We start from the raw sequence: 16,684 nt of genomic DNA, 5'->3' as shown, positions 1-16,684 counted from the left end.
ACTCAAAGAGGTATCAGGCATGGACTGGCTGGCTAAATATTGGTGGATCCTGGTGCTGGTGTTTTTGTTAGGCGTTATCCTTAACGTCATCAAAGATCTCAAGCGCGTCGACCCGAAGAAGTATATGGCGAACAAGCCGGACCTTCCCCCGCATCGTGACTTCAACGATAAGTGGGACGACGACGATGAGTGGCCGAAGAAAAAGCCTTAAACACGAAAAGCGCCAAATGGGCGCTTTTTTATTGAGCTTAATATTGTGCCTGCTGGTGCTGCGCTTAGCAGCGCCTACAAACCGGGCAACCAGACAAATCATCACTTGAATTTCAGGCAATAAAAAACCCGCACTCGGCGGGTTTATTCTTTATCAGTAGCGCTTAATTAACTGCTCAGACGATTGTCTTCATCGCTGTCGTAATGGCTACTGATAATCAGCAAGACTTACAGCGGGGATACGTTACCAGCTGCTGGGCCTTTAGCGCCGTTCTCGATGGTGAAGGATACTTTCTGGCCTTCATCAAGAGTTTTGAAGTTATCGCTCTGGATTGCAGAGAAATGTACGAATACATCTTTGCTGCCATCGTCAGGAGTGATGAAGCCGAAACCTTTATCAGCGTTGAACCATTTTACTAAACCAGTCATTTTATTAGACATAGATATTTCCTTAATTATTGAGCCACTAAATGCGGCGATGATGGCCTGTAATGAGAGAGCTACTTACTTAGCACTTAGGAGGCGGCTCATGAAGGGCAATATCTATTGATAACACCTGAACTGAGGACTGCTTTACTAAAACTGCTTTCATAAGGTCTGTGTTCCAAACCAAGGACGCCATTAAGACACAGGGAAATTAATATAGCAACTTTTATGTCTTTTTATTTTAACCGCTTAAATAGCCAGATGGCTGTATGGCTACTCATTGAAGACTCAAACCTGAGTGATACGCTCCAGTAATACACTGGAGCATCAGGGACTTAAGTGCGGATGCTACAGCAATTCGATGATCTCGTCGTCCTGCGGTTTACCGCCGCTCAGCGCTTCGTCAAAATAGTGTTTCGGCACGGTATAGCGCAGATGATCGAGCGCAAACTGGATGCTGCGATCGTCAATAGCGTGCCCCAGGTCGTCCACGATATCCAGGGTGACGTCCCCGCCCGCTTCAATCAACGCTTCCTGAGCTGCCACTGCATGGGCCAAATCAATTACCCGGTCTTCACCGCCGTGAATCAAATGCACGGTGGTCGCGGTGCTGGCGCTGGTCGGCAGCGTGGCAAATCGTCCGTTGAAGGCGATGATGCGTGATGCCAGACCCGGTGCCGCTTTGGTGCTTTCGAGCGACATTATCGTGCCCTGAGAGAAACCGATCAGCGCCGTGGCCAGCGGGCCAACGCCGCTCTCTTTCTGCCAGTGGCGCACGATGTCGATGAAGGTCGGCATAATGGCATCGATGCGCTGCTGACGGTTTTCTTCCGTCACGCCCTGTACGGAAAACCACTGGCGGCCGTTCGGGCCACAAGGCTCAACGCCACCGACGCTGACAATCAGTGCGTCTGGAAACAGCGGCGCAAACCAGCTGCCAATCTGCCCCATCGACACCGGATTATCGCCCACGCCATGAAACAACAGCAGCAGCTGTTTGGCTGGGGCTGATGAACTTTGCACAACAAAATGGTCATGTTTCATGGCTTTCTCCTTGGTCTGTTGCTGGGGAGTCTACGCCGTTGGGCGCTAATGACCATGACATTTAACTGAATGAGTTTGTTAAAAAAACTGCAGGTTTTTCACCTGTTCCGCCAGCGTCTCACTGCGATGCACATCGAGACATTTCAGCGCATCTGCCGCCTCATGACGCTGCTTCGCCAGTAGCGCTTTGCGTCCACCCAGAACCGGTGTGGCGTCGCGTTGTTGTGCCAGCGAGCTTCGTAATGCGGGCAAGGGCAGCGTGACCACCGCGAGCAGTCGCTGAAGGCTTCCGACCGCTGCCATCAAAGGACGATGCGCCCAGGCAAAACCGGCCAGTTCCTGCCAGTCATCATCTGTAAGAATAGCCTCTGATGGCTGATTTGCGGCCTGACCACCATCATCACGCCATTGCGCCAGCCAGTATGCATCGCGTGCGAAGCGGCCCTGTTCACGCTCTGCAAGCTGATGGCCTGCCGCACTCAGCGGGTAAATGGCCATCGCGGTGTAACAGCCGCTACTGGCTTCCCTATGCGTACCCAATCGCACCAGAAGAAAACCGCATCGCTGCCAGAAGTGCCAAAGTTCATCGGTAAAACCGAAACTTACGGAGAGATAATCGCAGTCGTTGGTCTGCGCGATGACGTCCGTAATCATCCGCTGGCCTGTACCCTGCCGTTGCCGCTGCGGATGAATGGCGATGCGGCTGATACGTTGACTCCTGAGCGCTGCGGCCTGCGGGCTACTGCCGTGTGCCGCCAGTGATTGCGCCACCAGATTACCGCGCGGGCGACGAAAACCGGCCCACACCGCCTGACTTAGTTCCGGGCTCAACCCGCCCTCCTCCACCAGCCACAGCGCACCGGTCAGCGTTTCGCCTTCACGTGCGGCAATAAAATGCTGCCCGGGGGCGTCCATCATGCGGCGTAAATCGAGGGGAGATGTCCGGTAATGCGCAGCAGAAAGCAGCCGGTACATGGCAGAAAACTGTTCCGACTCGCTTTCCCACGCCGGTTGTTCAATGCGTTGAAGCTGGACGGTGTCTGGCGCAGGTAACGCGGGAAGCGAGTCATCAAACAGCAGGGCGTCGGTGATGAAGGCTTCCAGCGGACAGCCACTTGCCCACCGTACCGGCTGATTCAGCGTGAACGCCGACAGATGTGGGAAACGGGCACAAAACTTAAGCATAAAACCACGCCCGGTGCCTTCATAGCCCTGCACGGTCGTGGTCAATAACGTATGCGGAAAGCGGCTCACCAGCCGTTCAAGTAGCGGGCCAGGAATGGCGGCTGCTTCATCGACAATCAGCCATTGCGCCTGTTCATTTGAGGCCAGCAGCGCGTCAGGCGCCATAAACCGGAAGTGTTCTCCGGCGAATTGCGCCAGCACGTCGGTAGCCGATTTGGCAGGAGCCGTTACGATGGCGGCGCTCGCGGGCAGCGTTTTCAGCAGCATTCCCGCCAACGCTGACTTCCCGCGGCCGCGCTCGGCGGTCACTACCGCCACGCCCGGCGGCAAGGTTTTCAGCGCGGTGAGGATCTCCGCCTGCTCAGCCTGCGGCTCGCCGTTCGCGGCATGCCAGTGCGGACGCGGGCGATACCCTGGAACCGCAACCGGTTGATTTTGCCTCCAAAGCAGCGCTTCTGCGTCGCGTTGCAACACGCGGCAAAAGTGGCCGACGAAATGCGGCGCAGAGATGGGCTCGGGGCTATCGCTCCAGCGCACGGAGTCGTCGTCCGTCAGTGTCGGCCAGTGCTGGAGTGTGGGGACAAGAAGCACCAGCCAGCTTCCGGCTTTTAGCGTACCGGCCAGGGCCGCGAAAGCGGCGACGTCAAAACCACGGCGGGCATCAAAAAAGGCGTGTTCGAACTCACGCCCGAGTAGTGTTTTCAGCGCCGAGGGCGCGCAGTACGGTTCTGGTTGAAGCTGAGGTGAGATAAACACCCCGTCACCGCCCAGTTGCTCACGCAGGCGCAAAGCCTGCTGGTAGCTCCAGTCGGCCTCGCCGCTCAGGACCAGCAGACGGCGAATGCCTTGCGCTTTCATGTTCGCGCTCTGCGCGAGAATGGCGTCCATGTCAGGCATGAGTTAGTTGAGCGCTGTTTTACCGAAGGTGTTGCACTGAGACGGGTCACCGCTGTCAAAGCCGCGTTTGAACCAGCTATAGCGCTGCTGCGATGTCCCGTGGGTGAAGCTGTCCGGTACCACCCGGCCCTGGCTTTGTTGCTGTAGACGATCATCGCCAATCGCTTGGGCAGCGTTCAGCGCTTCCTGTATATCTCCTGCTTCCAGTACGCCCTGCTGCTGCATGCTGTGGCCCCAGACACCCGCGAAGCAGTCTGCCTGTAATTCCATTTTCACCGACAAACGGTTTACCTCAGCTTTAGACGCATTCTGTTGCATCTGGCGCACTTGCGGCTCGATACCGAGCAGTTTCTGTACGTGGTGTCCGACTTCATGCGCGATCACGTAGCCCTGAGCGAAATCACCGTCCGCGCCGAGCTTGTTTTTCATGTCATCGTAGAAAGAGAGATCGATGTAAACGGTGCTGTCTGCCGGGCAGTAGAACGGCCCCATCACCGACTGACCGGTACCGCAACCGGTACGCGTCGCACCACGGTACATCACCAGTTTAGGCTGCTGATATTGATTGCCCATTTTCTGGAAAATCTGTCCCCAGGTGTCTTCGGTGGTGGCGAGAATAACGGAGGTAAATTTAGCCGCTTCGTCATCATTAGGGCTGATGGAGCGCTGTGCTGATTGCTGTTGAACCATCGGCTGGCCGGTGAGCATTCCGGTGAGGTCAACGCCATAATAGCCCGCCACCACCACCACAATCAGCAGAATAATTCCGCCCTTTCCGCGAGGGAGACGCAAACCACCACGACCACCGCCGATTGGGGACATTCCGCCGGAATCGTTTCGCCTGTCTTCCACATTATCGCTCTCGCGACGACCTTGCCAGCGCATAACAACCTCTGTATTTCATGTTCCTGATACAGTGATCGTAGGCGGTTAAAGGCAGGATTACCATAGTTAACAAGGCAGATATCAAAAGAGGATGACAAGCATCCTCTTAGTTTCAGGCCCGGAAAGCATAAACGACACCGGGCAATCGATTCGTATCTCGGGTTAGTCGAGCTGAACGCCTAAACGACGCGCAACTTCTTCGTAGGCTTCAATCAGGCCGCCGAGGCTCTGGCGGAAACGGTCTTTGTCCATTTTATCCATGGTGTTTTTATCCCACAGACGGCTGCCGTCCGGAGAGAACTCATCGCCCAGCACCACTTTGCCGTTGAACAAGCCAAACTCGAGTTTGAAATCGACCAGGATAAGACCCGCATCATCAAACAGCTTGCTCAGCACGTCGTTCGCTTTGTAGGTCAGCTCACGCATGGTGGCCAGATTTTCGCGGTTCACCCACCCGAAGGTTTCGCAGTAGGATTCGTTAATCATCGGATCGTGCATTTCGTCGTTTTTCAGGAACAGATCGAACAACGGCGGATTCAGTTCGATGCCTTCTTCAATGCCCAGACGCTTCACCAGCGAACCCGCAGCGCGGTTACGGATAACGCATTCTACCGGCACCATATCGAGTTTTTTGACCAGACACTCGGTATCGGACAGCAGCTGCTCCATCTGGGTCGGAATACCCGCTTCTTCAAGTTTACTCATAATGAAATGGTTAAACTTATTGTTCACCATCCCTTTACGATCGAACTGTTCGATACGCGCTCCATCACCTGCTGACGTATCGTTGCGGAATTCGAGCACCAACAGGTCCGGGTTTTCCGTGCTGTAAACGGTTTTCGCTTTGCCGCGATACAACTCAGCTTGCTTTTGCATCTTTCAATACTCCGGGTAGGAAATTAGACATTAAAATCGGGCTTTTCTGCCGACGCACACGTTTGCGTATAATAACAGAAAAAAGGGCCGGATTGCTCCAGCCCTTTTATTTCTTACTTAAATGCTGCCTGGAATACGGCTACCAGCGCGTCGTTCTGCGACTGGGTCAGCGTATGTCCTTTCGGATCGATGAACTGCATGCTGCTGCGGTTATCGAGGTCGCCAACCTGGAGCTTGTAGTCACCAGAGCTCAGGCCCGGGTCACTTGCGCCAAGGTCACGCCAGCTGCTGTCAGAAAGCGGTTTGTAGGTGACGTTGATGCTGCCCTGCGAACGGGTGCTGTCAGTCACTTTCATGCCTGCTTTTTCCAGCGCGGCCGGGAGTTTCTGCCACACCTGATTGAACGGACCACGTACGACCAGCATTGGCAAGCCAGTATCATCTGCCGCGCTCTGTACGTCGAAGGTTGCACCGTCGCGGCTCTGCGCGGCGTTCTGTGCGCTGGTCGCGTTCTTATCCAGTCCTGCAGAAATCACGTTGAGCATTTCGGCACTGTAACGCTGCATAGATGCCGCATCGGCAACAGGTTTGCCCGCCTGTTCCAGGTTCATCAGTTTCACCACGACGGCTTGTTGATAGCCCTGCGGTTTAACAGAGACCTGATAGCGGCCACGGTACTGCTGATCTTCGTCCAGACGGTTCCATTGGACCCAATCTGTGGTCAGCGTCTGCGTCGCATCATCGCGCTTGTCGATGGTGTAGTTTTTACCCTGAACGATGCTCACAACCTGCGGCCACAGATTTCCGCTACGGCCACTTTCGACCATCAGCGTGGCGGTGTCCCCCGTAAACTGGGTGCGAGCGCCTGAAACCAGGGCTAACGGCTGTGCAGGTGGACGAATGTCCAGTGCTTTACCCGTTGCGCCATCGCCGCGGGCCACAGGGATGTTGTATTCGCCATTTTCGACCGGCAGGATCATACCGGCCGGTGCATGAAGTTCAGAAAGCGGCGGCGCTTCCAGATAGGCTTCATCACCGCTCACCTGGCGCTTGTAGCGCGAATCTGAGCTACAGGCTGCGAGGAGCAGAACAAGCGAAACACCCGCAACTTTCGCCAGCTGCGACTTCTGTACTGAGTAAGCCATCAAATCTCCCTAAACTTTACAGCAAACCGGCATGCTTCAGCGCGGATGCCACCTCGTCACGGCCATGGGCGGTGATCGGGGTCATTGGCAAGCGCAGCGTATCGGTCGCCACAAGACCCAATTCCTTACAAGCCCATTTAACCGGGATAGGATTGGGTTCGACAAATAATTTATAGTGCAACGGCATCAGACGCTGGTTAATCGCACGGGCTTCAGCAAAGCACCCGTCGGCGGCCAGTTTACACATTTCTGCCATTTCGCGCGCGGCTACGTTAGTCGTCACGGAAATCACACCGTGACCACCGAGCTGCATGAAGTCGAGCGCAGTGGCGTCATCACCACTCAGCAGAATAAAGTCATCAGAAACCAGCTCTTTGATCTGGTGAACGCGACTTAAGTTCCCTGTGGCTTCCTTAATACCGATAATATTTTTGACTTCTGCCAGGCGTCCCACGGTTTCCGGCAGCATATCGCAACCGGTACGGGACGGCACATTATACAGAATTTGTGGCAAATCAGTATGTTCGGCAATCGCTTTGAAATGCTGGAACAGACCTTCCTGAGTCGGACGGTTGTAGTACGGCGTGACCGTCAGGCAACCGACGATGCCGCTGTTATTGAAGCGCTGGGTCAGGCTGATGGCCTCTGCGGTGGCATTTGCCCCCGTGCCTGCAATCACCGGGATACGGCCGTCGGCGAGTTCGACAGTCATCATCACCACATCACCGTGCTCATCGTGGCTCAGGGTGGCAGACTCACCGGTAGTTCCTACCGAAACAATCGCCGAGGTTCCGCTGGCGACATGGTAATCAATCAGTTTTTTCAGGCTGGAGCGGTCGACCTGACCGTTTTCATCCATCGGCGTGACAAGCGCTACAATACTTCCCGTGAACATGGGCCATCCTCAGTGCTGATGTGCGGACAAGAGCCTCAATGGTACGTTTGGTCCTGTTATAAAAGCAAGAGACTGGAGGCACTCAGGATGTTGTATGCCGGTTTTTTTTATGCTTTCCTAGTCACAACCTCCCCTTTTTACAGGAAGAACAGGTTTGACAGCCTCCCTACATCACTATTTGGTGATTACTGCTCTGGGTGCCGATCGCCCTGGCATCGTAAACACCATCACCCGTCACGTCAGTAGCTGTGGCTGTAATATTGAGGACAGCCGTCTGGCGATGCTCGGCGATGAATTTACGTTTATTATGCTGCTCTCTGGCACCTGGAATGCCATTACCCTGATTGAATCGACATTGCCATTAAAAGGGGCGGAACTGGACTTACTGATTGTGATGAAACGCACCTTGGCGCAGCCGCGTCCGGCGCAGCCTTTGACCGTAGTGGTACAGGTTGAAGTGTCTGATTCACCACATATCATCGAGCGTTTTACCGGGCTATTAGACTCGAACGGTATGAATATCGCCGAGCTGGTTTCCCGTACGCAGCCCGGTAACAACGCGGCTTCTCCGCTGCTGTTTATTCAGGTGACGGCCCACAGTCCGGCATCGCAAAATGCGGCAAAGATCGAACAAGCGTTTAAAGACCTGTGTACAGAACTGAAAGCGCAAGGCAGTATAAACATCGTCAATTATTCACAGCATGATGAACAAGATGGAGTTTCGTAATGACCCCACTGAAAGCCGGTGACATCGCACCGAAATTTAGCTTGCCCGATCAAGACGGTGAGCAAGTAAATTTAACCGACTTCCAGGGACAGCGTGTTCTGGTTTATTTCTACCCAAAAGCCATGACGCCTGGCTGCACCGTGCAGGCCTGCGGCTTACGCGACAATATGGATGAGTTAAAAAAAGCGGGTGTTGACGTTCTGGGTATCAGCACGGATAAACCGGAAAAGCTCTCCCGTTTCGCTGAAAAAGAACTGCTGAATTTTACCCTGCTCTCTGACGAAGACCATCAGGTCTGCGAACAGTTTGGTATCTGGGGCGAGAAATCCTTCATGGGCAAAACCTACGACGGTATTCATCGCATCAGCTTCCTGATCGACGGCGACGGCAAAGTCCAGCACGTGTTCGACGACTTCAAAACCAGCAATCACCACGACGTGGTGCTGAACTGGCTGAAAGAGAACGCCTGATAGCAATGTGCCCGATGGCACTGACGCTTATCGGGCCTACAAAATCAACGTTCTGGACTGAAGCGTAGGCCCGGCAAGTATCGCGCCGCCGGGCCGTATTTGTTTCTAATTTTTGTGTGCCTTCTGCGCCATTTTCCACACCGACGCCACATTGCGCGCCGTAATCCGCAAGTTTTCTTCCGCCGCGTCCAGTGCTTCCGGCAGCGTTACTACCTGAGTCAGAATCGAAAACGCCGCATCAATTCCGTGTTCGTACACCACCTCGTGACAGCTTTTCAGACCGCCCGCCAGCGCAATAACCGGTTTATGATGCAGCTTTGCCACCCGCGCCACGCCAATCGGTGTTTTACCAAAGATACTCTGGCTGTCGAGCCGCCCTTCCCCGGTAATCACCAGATCCGCGTCTTTCACCGCCTGCTCGAGTTTGAGCGCTTCCACCACGATGTCCACACCCGCACGCAGTTGGGCATTTAGCAGCCCCAGCAGCGCGCTGCCCATGCCACCCGCCGCACCGGCGCCCGCCGCATTGAGCACTTCGCGCCCGGTCTGCTGTTGGATAAGTGCGCCCCAGCGTGCCAGCGCAGCGTCCAGCATTTCAATCATTTCCGGCGTCGCCCCTTTCTGCGGGCCGAAAATCGCCGACGCGCCCTGCGGACCACAGAGTGGATTATTCACATCGCAGGCAACGGTGATGGTCACCTCTTTTAGTTTTGGATGACAGCCGCTCAGGTCGATGCTGGCAAGCTCACTTAGCGCACCGCCGCAGTGCGCCAACTCATGGCCTTGCGCATCACGTAAGTGGGCACCTAACGCCTGCATCATCCCTGCGCCGCCGTCGTTGGTGGCACTGCCGCCAATCCCCAGAATAATACGCGCTACGCCGCGCTCCAGCGCCGCAAGAATCAGCTCCCCGGTGCCATAGCTGGTGGTCTGCAACGGATTACGCTGCGCCGCCGGCACATGATGCAGACCCGACGCTGACGCCATTTCAATGATCGCCGTTTCGCCATCGCCCATCAGGCCCCAGCGCGCCAGCACCGGCTGGCCCAATGGCCCGATAACCTGCTGAGTCTGGTAGCTGCCGCCGCTCGCTTCCACCATCGATTCCACCGTACCTTCTCCGCCATCGGCCATCGGCACTTTGACGTATTGTGCATCTGGGTAAATCTGGCGAAATCCCTGTTCAATGGCGGTCGCTACCGCCATCGCTGACAAACTTTCCTTGAATGAATCAGGTGCAATTACGATTTTCATACGGATTATCCTGCGAGTCCAAATACGCCAAACATCAGGGTCGAGACAACAGTGATGGCCAGACCGACCAGCGTTTCATACGGCATTAGCTTCAAACGTTCGCGAATGATCATACCGACGCTACCGCCAGTGGCATGGAAGAAACTGCCATGCGGAAGGTGATCGAGCACCGTGGCACCCGCGTGAATCATCGCAGCACCCGCAAGAGCGGAGACACCCAGCTCCAGCAGCGTCGGTGCAAACACCCCTGAGGCCACTGCGGTACCCGCCGTCGTCGACGCAGTCGCCATCGACATAATGGACCCGGAAATCGGTGCCAGCAGATAGGCCGGCAGACCCGATGCCGTCAGGCCGTTAATCAGCACATCTTTCAGTTCAGAATTGGCGATTATTCCCGCCAACGTCCCGGTGCCCAGCAGCATGATGGCGACGGGCGCCATCCGCGTCAGCCCAGCGGTCATAAAGTGATTGCTCTCTTTAATGCGGCCCATCAACAGCGCGCCCACCAGCCCACCGAGCGGTAAGGCAATCAACGGGTCGATAGCAATCCCGGCTATCGGTCGCAGCGACAGCAGCACAATCGCCACCAGCGGGGCGCTGATTGACACCATGAATCCTGGCTGCCCGGTGGTATCGCCATGGGAAATCACTTCCTCTTCCGTGACCGGACTGCCCTTTTTGCTCAAACGTTTTGCCAGAAAATACGCCAGCGCCAGACCAAACAGACCGGGGATCACGCCGGCGAGCATCACCGACGTCAGCGGAACGTGGAAGTTATCAGCAGCGGCAATGGCGTTCGGGTTCGGCGACATTACGTTACCGGCCTTACCGCCGCCGATCATCGCCAGCAAAATCGCGGTTTTCGAAAGCTTCGCGCGACGGGCAATCGACAAGGCAATCGGTGCCACGGTGATCACCGCCACGTCAACGAATACGCCGACCGCCGTCAGGCACATCGTGGCAATCGCCAGCGCCAGCAGCGCCCGGGTTTCGCCGACCTTTTTCACCACCGTTTCGGCAATGGTGTTCGCCGCGCCGGATTCAATCAGCACGCCAGCCAGCACCCCGGCGGCCAGAATACGTAGCACGGCGTTGGTGATGCCCTGCGCGCCGGTGACCATCAGCGTCACGGTTTGCAGCAAATCTGCGCCGCCCACCAGACCACCGACCAACGCCCCGACCATCATTCCGTAGGCAGGGGAAACTTTTTTAAGAATCAAAATGATGGCCACGACCAGTGCGGCTATGGCTCCTAATGCGGATATCGACGTCATACGTTGCGCTCCATTAAGTGACGACGCAGTATGGAAAATTACGTCGCCGTTTGGCCTGGAGGTTCTAACGAATTTTCGCTCCTGTCGAGGGGGTAAAATTGTGGGAACCGACAGATTCACGCTGCAGCTCCATGCCGATATACAGCCAGAGCATATTTTTCAACTCATTGATTTTTATCTGAGTAATATCCTCACAGCGTTGAAGGCGATAGCGCAGCGTATTGACGTGAATGTGCAGGGTATTGGCGGTTTGAGTAAGGTCACAGTTCTGTTCAAACCATGTACGAAGGGTGTGCTGCAAAACACCTTTGGCATCGTTTTCAACCAGATGCAGCCACAGACGCGACAGCTCCTGCACCTGCCAGCTTTCCGACACGCCGCCCAGCAACGCAGGCAGCGCGTAATCGTGATAGAAAACATACTGGCTTTTTAGCTTCTGTCGCTTTACCAGCGCCTGAGTCGCCCGGGCCGACTGCAGCGAGCGATGTAACCCGGTTTCCCCGGAAAAATAGCCGCCGATGATAATGCGGCTAAAACCCGATGACGTCGCCCAGGATTTAAAGCTCTGCAACGCGCTCACCTCCTGACGCACGTCCCATTCTCCGCCCTTCAGCACAATGGGCTTGATGATAATCAACTCGTTGAAATCGCTGAACGTCACCAGATGATCGCGGGCGCGATTGTCGAAATAATCCATCAGATTACGCAGCGCTTCGCGATCCGGCTGGCGCAGCTCAATCACCATGACCACCCGGGGCAACGCCAGATCGATACCGAGATACGATGCCATCGAATGCAGGGAATCCGGCGTGTTTTCATATTGAATCAGCTTGTTAATCAGCTCTTCACGGTAACGTTTATCCCACTGTTTCTGTTCGATAAGCGCCATGTGCTCGATGATCAACTCCGAGGCCATCTTCACCAGTTCCGCGTAGGCCCGAACCTTATTCGGCTCGCCGGTAATGCCCAGCACGCCAATCAGCTGCCCGTTGAACGAAATGGGGAGATTAATCCCCGGCCGCACACCTTTGAGTTGATTGGCAGTGGCGGAATCAATCTCCACCACCCGATTCTCTTTCAGCGCCAGGATCGCCCCTTCATGGCGCTGATGAATACGCGCAGGCTCTCCGGATGCGATAATCACCCCCTGCTCGTCCATCACATTGACCGAGTAAGGGATGATTTTCATCGCACGCTGGACTATCTGCTGCGCGGTGTAATCCTTTAAATAATGGTTTCTCAACATCGTGATAGCCCGCTCCCTCCCTGATGGTTGCGAATGCTGCCTCTTGATATTCACTCCGCTTCGTCAACGACTGCCGGACTGTCCGGCCAGGCATGCACCACCGCTTTGATAAGCGTCGCTAGCGGAATGGCGAAGAACACGCCCCAGAATCCCCACAGGCCGCCGAAAATCACCACCGACAGAATGATCACCAGCGGATGCAGATTCACCGCTTCGGAGAACAGCACCGGCACCAGCAAATTGCCATCCAGCCCCTGAATAATCAGGTACACAGCGAACAGACTCCAGAACTCCGTCCCCAACCCAAACTGGAACAACGCCACACACACTACCGGAATGGTCACCACAAATGCGCCGATATACGGAATCAGCACCGACACGCCAACCAGCACCGCCAACAGCAGTGAATAGTTGAGCCCGAACAGCAGGAAGCCAATCCAGGTAGCGACGCCGACAACAATCATCTCCAGCACTTTGCCGCGAATGTAGTTGGTGATTTGCTGATTCATCTCCATCCACACCAGGCCTGCCAGCCCGCGATTGCGTGGCAGCACGCGGCGAACAGCGTTGAGCATTTGCTCTTTATCCTTCACGAGGAAAAAGACCATCAGCGGCACCAGCACCAGATACACCGCCAGCGTCAGCAGCCCCACCAGCGAGGCCAGCGAATATTTCACCACTGAGTCGCCCATCCCTGACATCCGGGTGCGCAGGTTTTCCGCCATCGCATCAATGATCCCGGCATCCACCAGCGCCGGATAGCGGCGTGGCAAGGTGGCGGCATAATCCGACAGTTTATTGAGCATGCCTGGCATATCGCGGATCAGGTTGATTCCCTGCTGCCAGGCGACCGGCATCACCACAAAGGCCATCAGCAGCAAAATACCGACGAACAGGATCAGTACAATCGACGTTGCCCAGCGCCGCGAGCAACCAATACGTTCCAGGCGAACGGTAGGCCATTCGAGCAGATACGCGAGCACAATCGCGACCAGAAGCGGCGCCAGCAGCCCGCTAAAGAAAAAGAGAATGCCGAACCCGGCAAGCAGAATGACCAGCAGCGCTATCGCTTCCGGGTCGCTGAAACGACGACGATACCACTGCATTAACATTTCGAGCATAACTACACCGTTCCCTGAATGGCGGGCAAAAGGCCCGTGTGAATTGTATCGAAATGTCACAAAATTGCCTGTGCTTTTTGCGCGGCACCGCACCCAGTAGCAAAAGTCACGCAAGGGTATATTCAGGCGTCTCGCAGCCAGCTAAACTGCGATGGCAGCCGACAGTGGAACGTTACGCCGCGTTGTCGGTCAAACTGGCACACCCTACATACAGGACCGAGTTATGTTCAGGCAGTTAAAAAAAACGCTGGTTGCGACTCTCATCGCGTCGTTGACCCTAAGTCAGGCCTTACCTGCCTTTGCGGACTCCGCAGATTCACTGCCGGATATGGGCACCACCGCAGGAAGCACGCTCTCCATCGGACAAGAGATGCAGATGGGCGACTTTTACGTGCGTCAACTGCGCGGCAGTGCGCCGCTGATTAACGATCCGCTGCTGGTTCAGTACATTAACGGCCTCGGGATGCGCCTGGTGTCTCATGCCAACTCGGTGCGTACACCGTTTCACTTCTTCTTAATTAACAACGACGAGCTGAACGCCTTCGCCTTCTTCGGCGGAAACGTGGTCCTGCACTCGGCGCTGTTCCGCTATGCCGATACCGAAAGCCAGCTGGCTTCAGTGATGGCACACGAAATTTCGCACGTTACTCAACGTCACCTGGCCCGCGCAATGGAAGACCAGAAGCGTAACGCGCCGCTGACCTGGGTAGGTGCGCTGGGGTCGATTCTGCTGGCAATGGCCAGCCCGCAGGCCGGTATGGCGGCGTTAACCGGTACGCTGGCGGGCACGCAGCAGGGGCTAATTAGCTTCACCCGCCAGAACGAAGAAGAAGCCGATCGCATCGGTATTCAGGTGTTGCAGCGTTCCGGCTTCGATCCTCAGGCTATGCCGCAGTTTATGGACAAGCTGATGGACCAGTCTCGCTACTCTTCCAAACCACCCGAAATGCTGCTGACGCACCCCCTGCCGGAAAGCCGTCTGGCGGATGCGCGTAACCGCGCCAACCAGATGCGTCCGGTGGTGGTGCAGTCTTCCGAAGATTTCTACATGGCGAAAGCACGTACGCTTGGCATGTATAACAACGGCCAGAATCAACTCGGCAGCGACCTGCTCGACAGCTGGTCCAAAGGCAATATTCGTGAGCAGCACGCAGCACAGTATGGCCGCGCCCTTCAGGCGATGGAGGCCAATAACTATGCTGAGGCCAGCAAGCAATTGCAGCCGTTGTTGACCACCAATCCACAGAATGTCTGGTATCTCGATCTCGCAACGGACATTTCGCTGGGCCAGAACAAAAACGCTGAAGCCGTTAACCGTCTGAAAGCGGCGAAAGATTTACGCAACAGCCCGGTGCTTCAGTTGAACCTGGCCAATGCCTTGCTTGAATCCGGAAACCCGGCGGAAGCGGCCACGCTGCTTAATCGCTACACCTTTGCCTATAAAGACGATGTTAACGGTTGGGATTTACTGGCGCAGGCAGAAGGCAAGCTCGGCAATCGCGATCAGGAGCTGGCGGCGCGGGCAGAAGGTATGGCGCTGGTCGGTCGACTCGATCAATCTATTTCCCTACTCAGCAGTGCCAGCGCCCAGGTCAAACTCGGCAGTCTGCAGCAGGCACGTTATGACGCTCGCATTGACCAGTTCCGTCAGTTGCAGGAAACGTTTAAACCCTATTCAAAAATGTAAGGACACCCGATGACTCAAGCGGTCCAGATTTACCACAACCCACGCTGTTCCAAGAGCCGAGAAACCTTAGCACTGTTGAAAGACAACGGCGTGGAGCCGGAGGTGGTGCTGTATCTCGACACGCCACCAGATGAGGCGACGCTGAAAAATCTGCTGAAAATGCTCGGCATGACCAGCGCCCGTGAGCTGATGCGTCAGAAAGAAGACGTATATAAAGAACTGAATCTGGCAGACAGTGCGCTCAGTGAAAACGCACTGATTGAAGCGATGATGGCCCATCCGAAGCTGATTGAACGCCCAATCGTGGTGAAAAACGGTCAGGCGCGGATTGGGCGCCCGCCGGAACAGGTGCTGGAAATTATCTAGGTTTTGATGCCGCAGCGTAAGCGTTTAAAAAGCCCTGCGGCGTACTCTCTCCCAGTTTCTTCTGCGTTTTCCCGGTATTCCATAAAACGCTCAACTGCTGCACCAGAGCATCCGGCTCCGTTGCGGCTGGAACCAGCGTACGCAGGGCTTCCGTAAAGGTTACCGTGCTCGCTACGGCCTGCGGCAGACGGGAAACGTTCATGCCCGGCGCGTCAATCTCAAGCCATTTAACCCACTCAGTCTCAAGACATTGAATATCAGCAGGGCAGCGTGACAGCGTTTCCTGTAGCCAGTTCTCAACCAGCGGTAGCGAGATGCCGGAATAGACCCGGGCGTGGCACCAGCCGCTCAGCGGTTCACGTGCCCACAGCAAATGGTGATCGCCACCATCGTCCATCGTCATCGACAGCCGCCGATAATGAAGCGTTAGCATATTTGGCACCGCACCCGCCCTCAGCGCTTTTTTCCCCTGCGGTGCGGCCTTTTTCCGCTGATGTGCAGGCCGCAAATAGCGGTTCAACGTGGCGCGAGAAATCGGAATACCTAACCCTTCATTAACCATAAACAGCAGCTCATCCAGCGGGGCATACAGGGTGTCACGCAGCGCATTCACCAGCGCCACCTGTTCAAGTCTCATTACTTTGTGTACCACATTTGGCGTCGTGTGCCTGTCGCCGGTTTGCTCGCGATTGCGCCAGCGCCGGACGGTGGTGACTGAAATCCCCAACTCTTTCGCCAGCTCACGGTCGCTTTTATCAGACTGCTGAAGGTAACGACGCACGCGCGGCGTGGTGGTGGCATTCGCATGCAGCTTAATTTCCATCGTCAATTCCTGATGATCGGTAAGAACCAATCATATGAGATTTATATTGGTCACGCGCTGGCATTGTGACCGGATTCACCTTTCACCGCCCGCCTTTCACTGATAATCCGCATACATAACACACAAACAAACAGTCAGTCTCGTGCGGAGCTC

17 protein-coding genes are annotated in these 16,684 nt (G+C 55.5%); 5 read left to right on the top strand and 12 right to left on the bottom strand.

The annotated features are described in order from the left end of the window. Positions 1-19: 19 nt before the first annotated feature. Positions 20-211: a YpfN family protein gene (locus tag MUU47_RS15780; RefSeq protein WP_110509031.1), complete on the top strand. Its 192-nt coding sequence runs from the start codon at positions 20-22 to the stop codon at positions 209-211. Between the two features lie 227 nt (positions 212-438). Here MUU47_RS15780 and cspE read toward each other — a convergent pair whose 3' ends face one another. From cspE to dapA, 7 genes are all read right to left on the bottom strand, one after another. Then, positions 439-651: a transcription antiterminator/RNA stability regulator CspE gene (cspE, locus tag MUU47_RS15775; RefSeq protein WP_022647355.1), complete on the bottom strand. Its 213-nt coding sequence runs from the start codon at positions 649-651 to the stop codon at positions 439-441. A gap of 333 nt (positions 652-984) precedes the next feature. Then, complete coding sequence (ypfH, locus tag MUU47_RS15770; protein ID WP_258989107.1) at positions 985-1,680, bottom strand: esterase; 696 nt, start codon at positions 1,678-1,680, stop codon at positions 985-987. Between the two features lie 78 nt (positions 1,681-1,758). Continuing rightward, complete coding sequence (locus tag MUU47_RS15765; protein WP_309578271.1) at positions 1,759-3,753, bottom strand: tRNA(Met) cytidine acetyltransferase TmcA; 1,995 nt, start codon at positions 3,751-3,753, stop codon at positions 1,759-1,761. A 12-nt stretch (positions 3,754-3,765) separates the two neighbouring features. Further along, positions 3,766-4,647: a KPN_02809 family neutral zinc metallopeptidase gene (gene ypfJ, locus MUU47_RS15760; RefSeq protein WP_258989105.1), complete on the bottom strand. Its 882-nt coding sequence runs from the start codon at positions 4,645-4,647 to the stop codon at positions 3,766-3,768. 162 nt (positions 4,648-4,809) lie between these two features. After that, positions 4,810-5,523: a phosphoribosylaminoimidazolesuccinocarboxamide synthase gene (purC, locus tag MUU47_RS15755; RefSeq protein ID WP_258989104.1), complete on the bottom strand. Its 714-nt coding sequence runs from the start codon at positions 5,521-5,523 to the stop codon at positions 4,810-4,812. Between the two features lie 113 nt (positions 5,524-5,636). Then, the gene (bamC, locus tag MUU47_RS15750) at positions 5,637-6,668 is read right to left on the bottom strand and encodes an outer membrane protein assembly factor BamC (RefSeq protein WP_258989103.1); all 1,032 of its coding nucleotides are present in this window, start codon (positions 6,666-6,668) and stop codon (positions 5,637-5,639) included. A gap of 16 nt (positions 6,669-6,684) precedes the next feature. Beyond that, the gene (gene dapA, locus MUU47_RS15745) at positions 6,685-7,563 is read right to left on the bottom strand and encodes a 4-hydroxy-tetrahydrodipicolinate synthase (RefSeq protein WP_258989102.1); all 879 of its coding nucleotides are present in this window, start codon (positions 7,561-7,563) and stop codon (positions 6,685-6,687) included. Positions 7,564-7,717: 154 nt separating this feature from the next. Here dapA and MUU47_RS15740 point away from each other — a divergent pair, with 154 nt between their 5' ends. Beyond that, a complete protein-coding gene (locus MUU47_RS15740) occupies positions 7,718-8,290 on the top strand; it encodes a glycine cleavage system transcriptional repressor (protein ID WP_258989100.1) in 573 nt (190 codons plus the stop codon). Then, complete coding sequence (bcp, locus tag MUU47_RS15735; protein WP_258989099.1) at positions 8,290-8,760, top strand: thioredoxin-dependent thiol peroxidase; 471 nt, start codon at positions 8,290-8,292, stop codon at positions 8,758-8,760. Before MUU47_RS15740 ends, bcp begins: the two co-directional genes overlap by 1 nt. A gap of 105 nt (positions 8,761-8,865) precedes the next feature. On the opposite strand, the gene MUU47_RS15730 is transcribed toward bcp, so the two are convergent. The 4 genes from MUU47_RS15730 to MUU47_RS15715 all read right to left on the bottom strand — a co-directional run bounded on the left by MUU47_RS15730 (position 8,866) and on the right by MUU47_RS15715 (position 13,655). Continuing rightward, positions 8,866-10,014 (bottom strand): glycerate kinase, encoded by a 1,149-nt coding sequence (locus MUU47_RS15730; protein WP_258989098.1) that lies wholly within the window; start codon positions 10,012-10,014, stop codon positions 8,866-8,868. A 5-nt stretch (positions 10,015-10,019) separates the two neighbouring features. Then, positions 10,020-11,288 (bottom strand): GntP family permease, encoded by a 1,269-nt coding sequence (locus MUU47_RS15725; RefSeq protein WP_258989097.1) that lies wholly within the window; start codon positions 11,286-11,288, stop codon positions 10,020-10,022. A gap of 64 nt (positions 11,289-11,352) precedes the next feature. After that, a complete protein-coding gene (locus tag MUU47_RS15720) occupies positions 11,353-12,534 on the bottom strand; it encodes a sugar diacid recognition domain-containing protein (protein ID WP_258989096.1) in 1,182 nt (393 codons plus the stop codon). A gap of 50 nt (positions 12,535-12,584) precedes the next feature. Beyond that, positions 12,585-13,655, bottom strand: coding sequence for an AI-2E family transporter (locus tag MUU47_RS15715; protein WP_258989095.1), 1,071 nt, complete (start codon positions 13,653-13,655; stop codon positions 12,585-12,587). A gap of 223 nt (positions 13,656-13,878) precedes the next feature. Here MUU47_RS15715 and bepA point away from each other — a divergent pair, with 223 nt between their 5' ends. Together bepA and arsC are read left to right on the top strand one after the other, a co-directional pair. Further along, the gene (gene bepA, locus MUU47_RS15710) at positions 13,879-15,342 is read left to right on the top strand and encodes a beta-barrel assembly-enhancing protease (protein ID WP_258989094.1); all 1,464 of its coding nucleotides are present in this window, start codon (positions 13,879-13,881) and stop codon (positions 15,340-15,342) included. A gap of 9 nt (positions 15,343-15,351) precedes the next feature. Continuing rightward, positions 15,352-15,708 carry an arsenate reductase (glutaredoxin) gene (gene arsC / locus MUU47_RS15705; RefSeq protein ID WP_258989092.1) on the top strand — a complete coding sequence of 119 codons (357 nt, stop codon included), beginning with the start codon at positions 15,352-15,354 and terminating at the stop codon, positions 15,706-15,708. Here the strand turns inward: arsC and MUU47_RS15700 are convergent. Next, complete coding sequence (locus MUU47_RS15700) at positions 15,701-16,531, bottom strand: helix-turn-helix domain-containing protein (protein ID WP_258989091.1); 831 nt, start codon at positions 16,529-16,531, stop codon at positions 15,701-15,703. The genes arsC and MUU47_RS15700 overlap by 8 nt on opposite strands. Between the last annotated feature and the right edge of the window lie 153 nt (positions 16,532-16,684).

This window comes from Scandinavium hiltneri, from assembly GCF_024764835.1.
GTDB lineage: Bacteria > Pseudomonadota > Gammaproteobacteria > Enterobacterales > Enterobacteriaceae > Scandinavium > Scandinavium hiltneri.
This window is presented reverse-complemented; position numbering and strand designations above follow the sequence as displayed.

Excerpts from the sequence above, each read along its gene's own strand:
- MUU47_RS15780 (WP_110509031.1), top strand. The coding sequence starts at position 20 with ATGGACTGGCTGGCTAAATATTGGTGGATCCTGGTGCTGGTGTTTTTG.
- cspE (WP_022647355.1), bottom strand. The coding sequence starts at position 651 with ATGTCTAATAAAATGACTGGTTTAGTAAAATGGTTCAACGCTGATAAA.
- ypfH (WP_258989107.1), bottom strand. The coding sequence starts at position 1,680 with ATGAAACATGACCATTTTGTTGTGCAAAGTTCATCAGCCCCAGCCAAA.
- MUU47_RS15765 (WP_309578271.1), bottom strand. The coding sequence starts at position 3,753 with ATGGACGCCATTCTCGCGCAGAGCGCGAACATGAAAGCGCAAGGCATT.
- ypfJ (WP_258989105.1), bottom strand. The coding sequence starts at position 4,647 with ATGCGCTGGCAAGGTCGTCGCGAGAGCGATAATGTGGAAGACAGGCGA.
- purC (WP_258989104.1), bottom strand. The coding sequence starts at position 5,523 with ATGCAAAAGCAAGCTGAGTTGTATCGCGGCAAAGCGAAAACCGTTTAC.
- bamC (WP_258989103.1), bottom strand. The coding sequence starts at position 6,668 with ATGGCTTACTCAGTACAGAAGTCGCAGCTGGCGAAAGTTGCGGGTGTT.
- dapA (WP_258989102.1), bottom strand. The coding sequence starts at position 7,563 with ATGTTCACGGGAAGTATTGTAGCGCTTGTCACGCCGATGGATGAAAAC.
- bcp (WP_258989099.1), top strand. The coding sequence starts at position 8,290 with ATGACCCCACTGAAAGCCGGTGACATCGCACCGAAATTTAGCTTGCCC.
- MUU47_RS15730 (WP_258989098.1), bottom strand. The coding sequence starts at position 10,014 with ATGAAAATCGTAATTGCACCTGATTCATTCAAGGAAAGTTTGTCAGCG.
- MUU47_RS15725 (WP_258989097.1), bottom strand. The coding sequence starts at position 11,288 with ATGACGTCGATATCCGCATTAGGAGCCATAGCCGCACTGGTCGTGGCC.
- MUU47_RS15720 (WP_258989096.1), bottom strand. The coding sequence starts at position 12,534 with ATGTTGAGAAACCATTATTTAAAGGATTACACCGCGCAGCAGATAGTC.
- MUU47_RS15715 (WP_258989095.1), bottom strand. The coding sequence starts at position 13,655 with ATGCTCGAAATGTTAATGCAGTGGTATCGTCGTCGTTTCAGCGACCCG.
- bepA (WP_258989094.1), top strand. The coding sequence starts at position 13,879 with ATGTTCAGGCAGTTAAAAAAAACGCTGGTTGCGACTCTCATCGCGTCG.
- arsC (WP_258989092.1), top strand. The coding sequence starts at position 15,352 with ATGACTCAAGCGGTCCAGATTTACCACAACCCACGCTGTTCCAAGAGC.
- MUU47_RS15700 (WP_258989091.1), bottom strand. The coding sequence starts at position 16,531 with ATGGAAATTAAGCTGCATGCGAATGCCACCACCACGCCGCGCGTGCGT.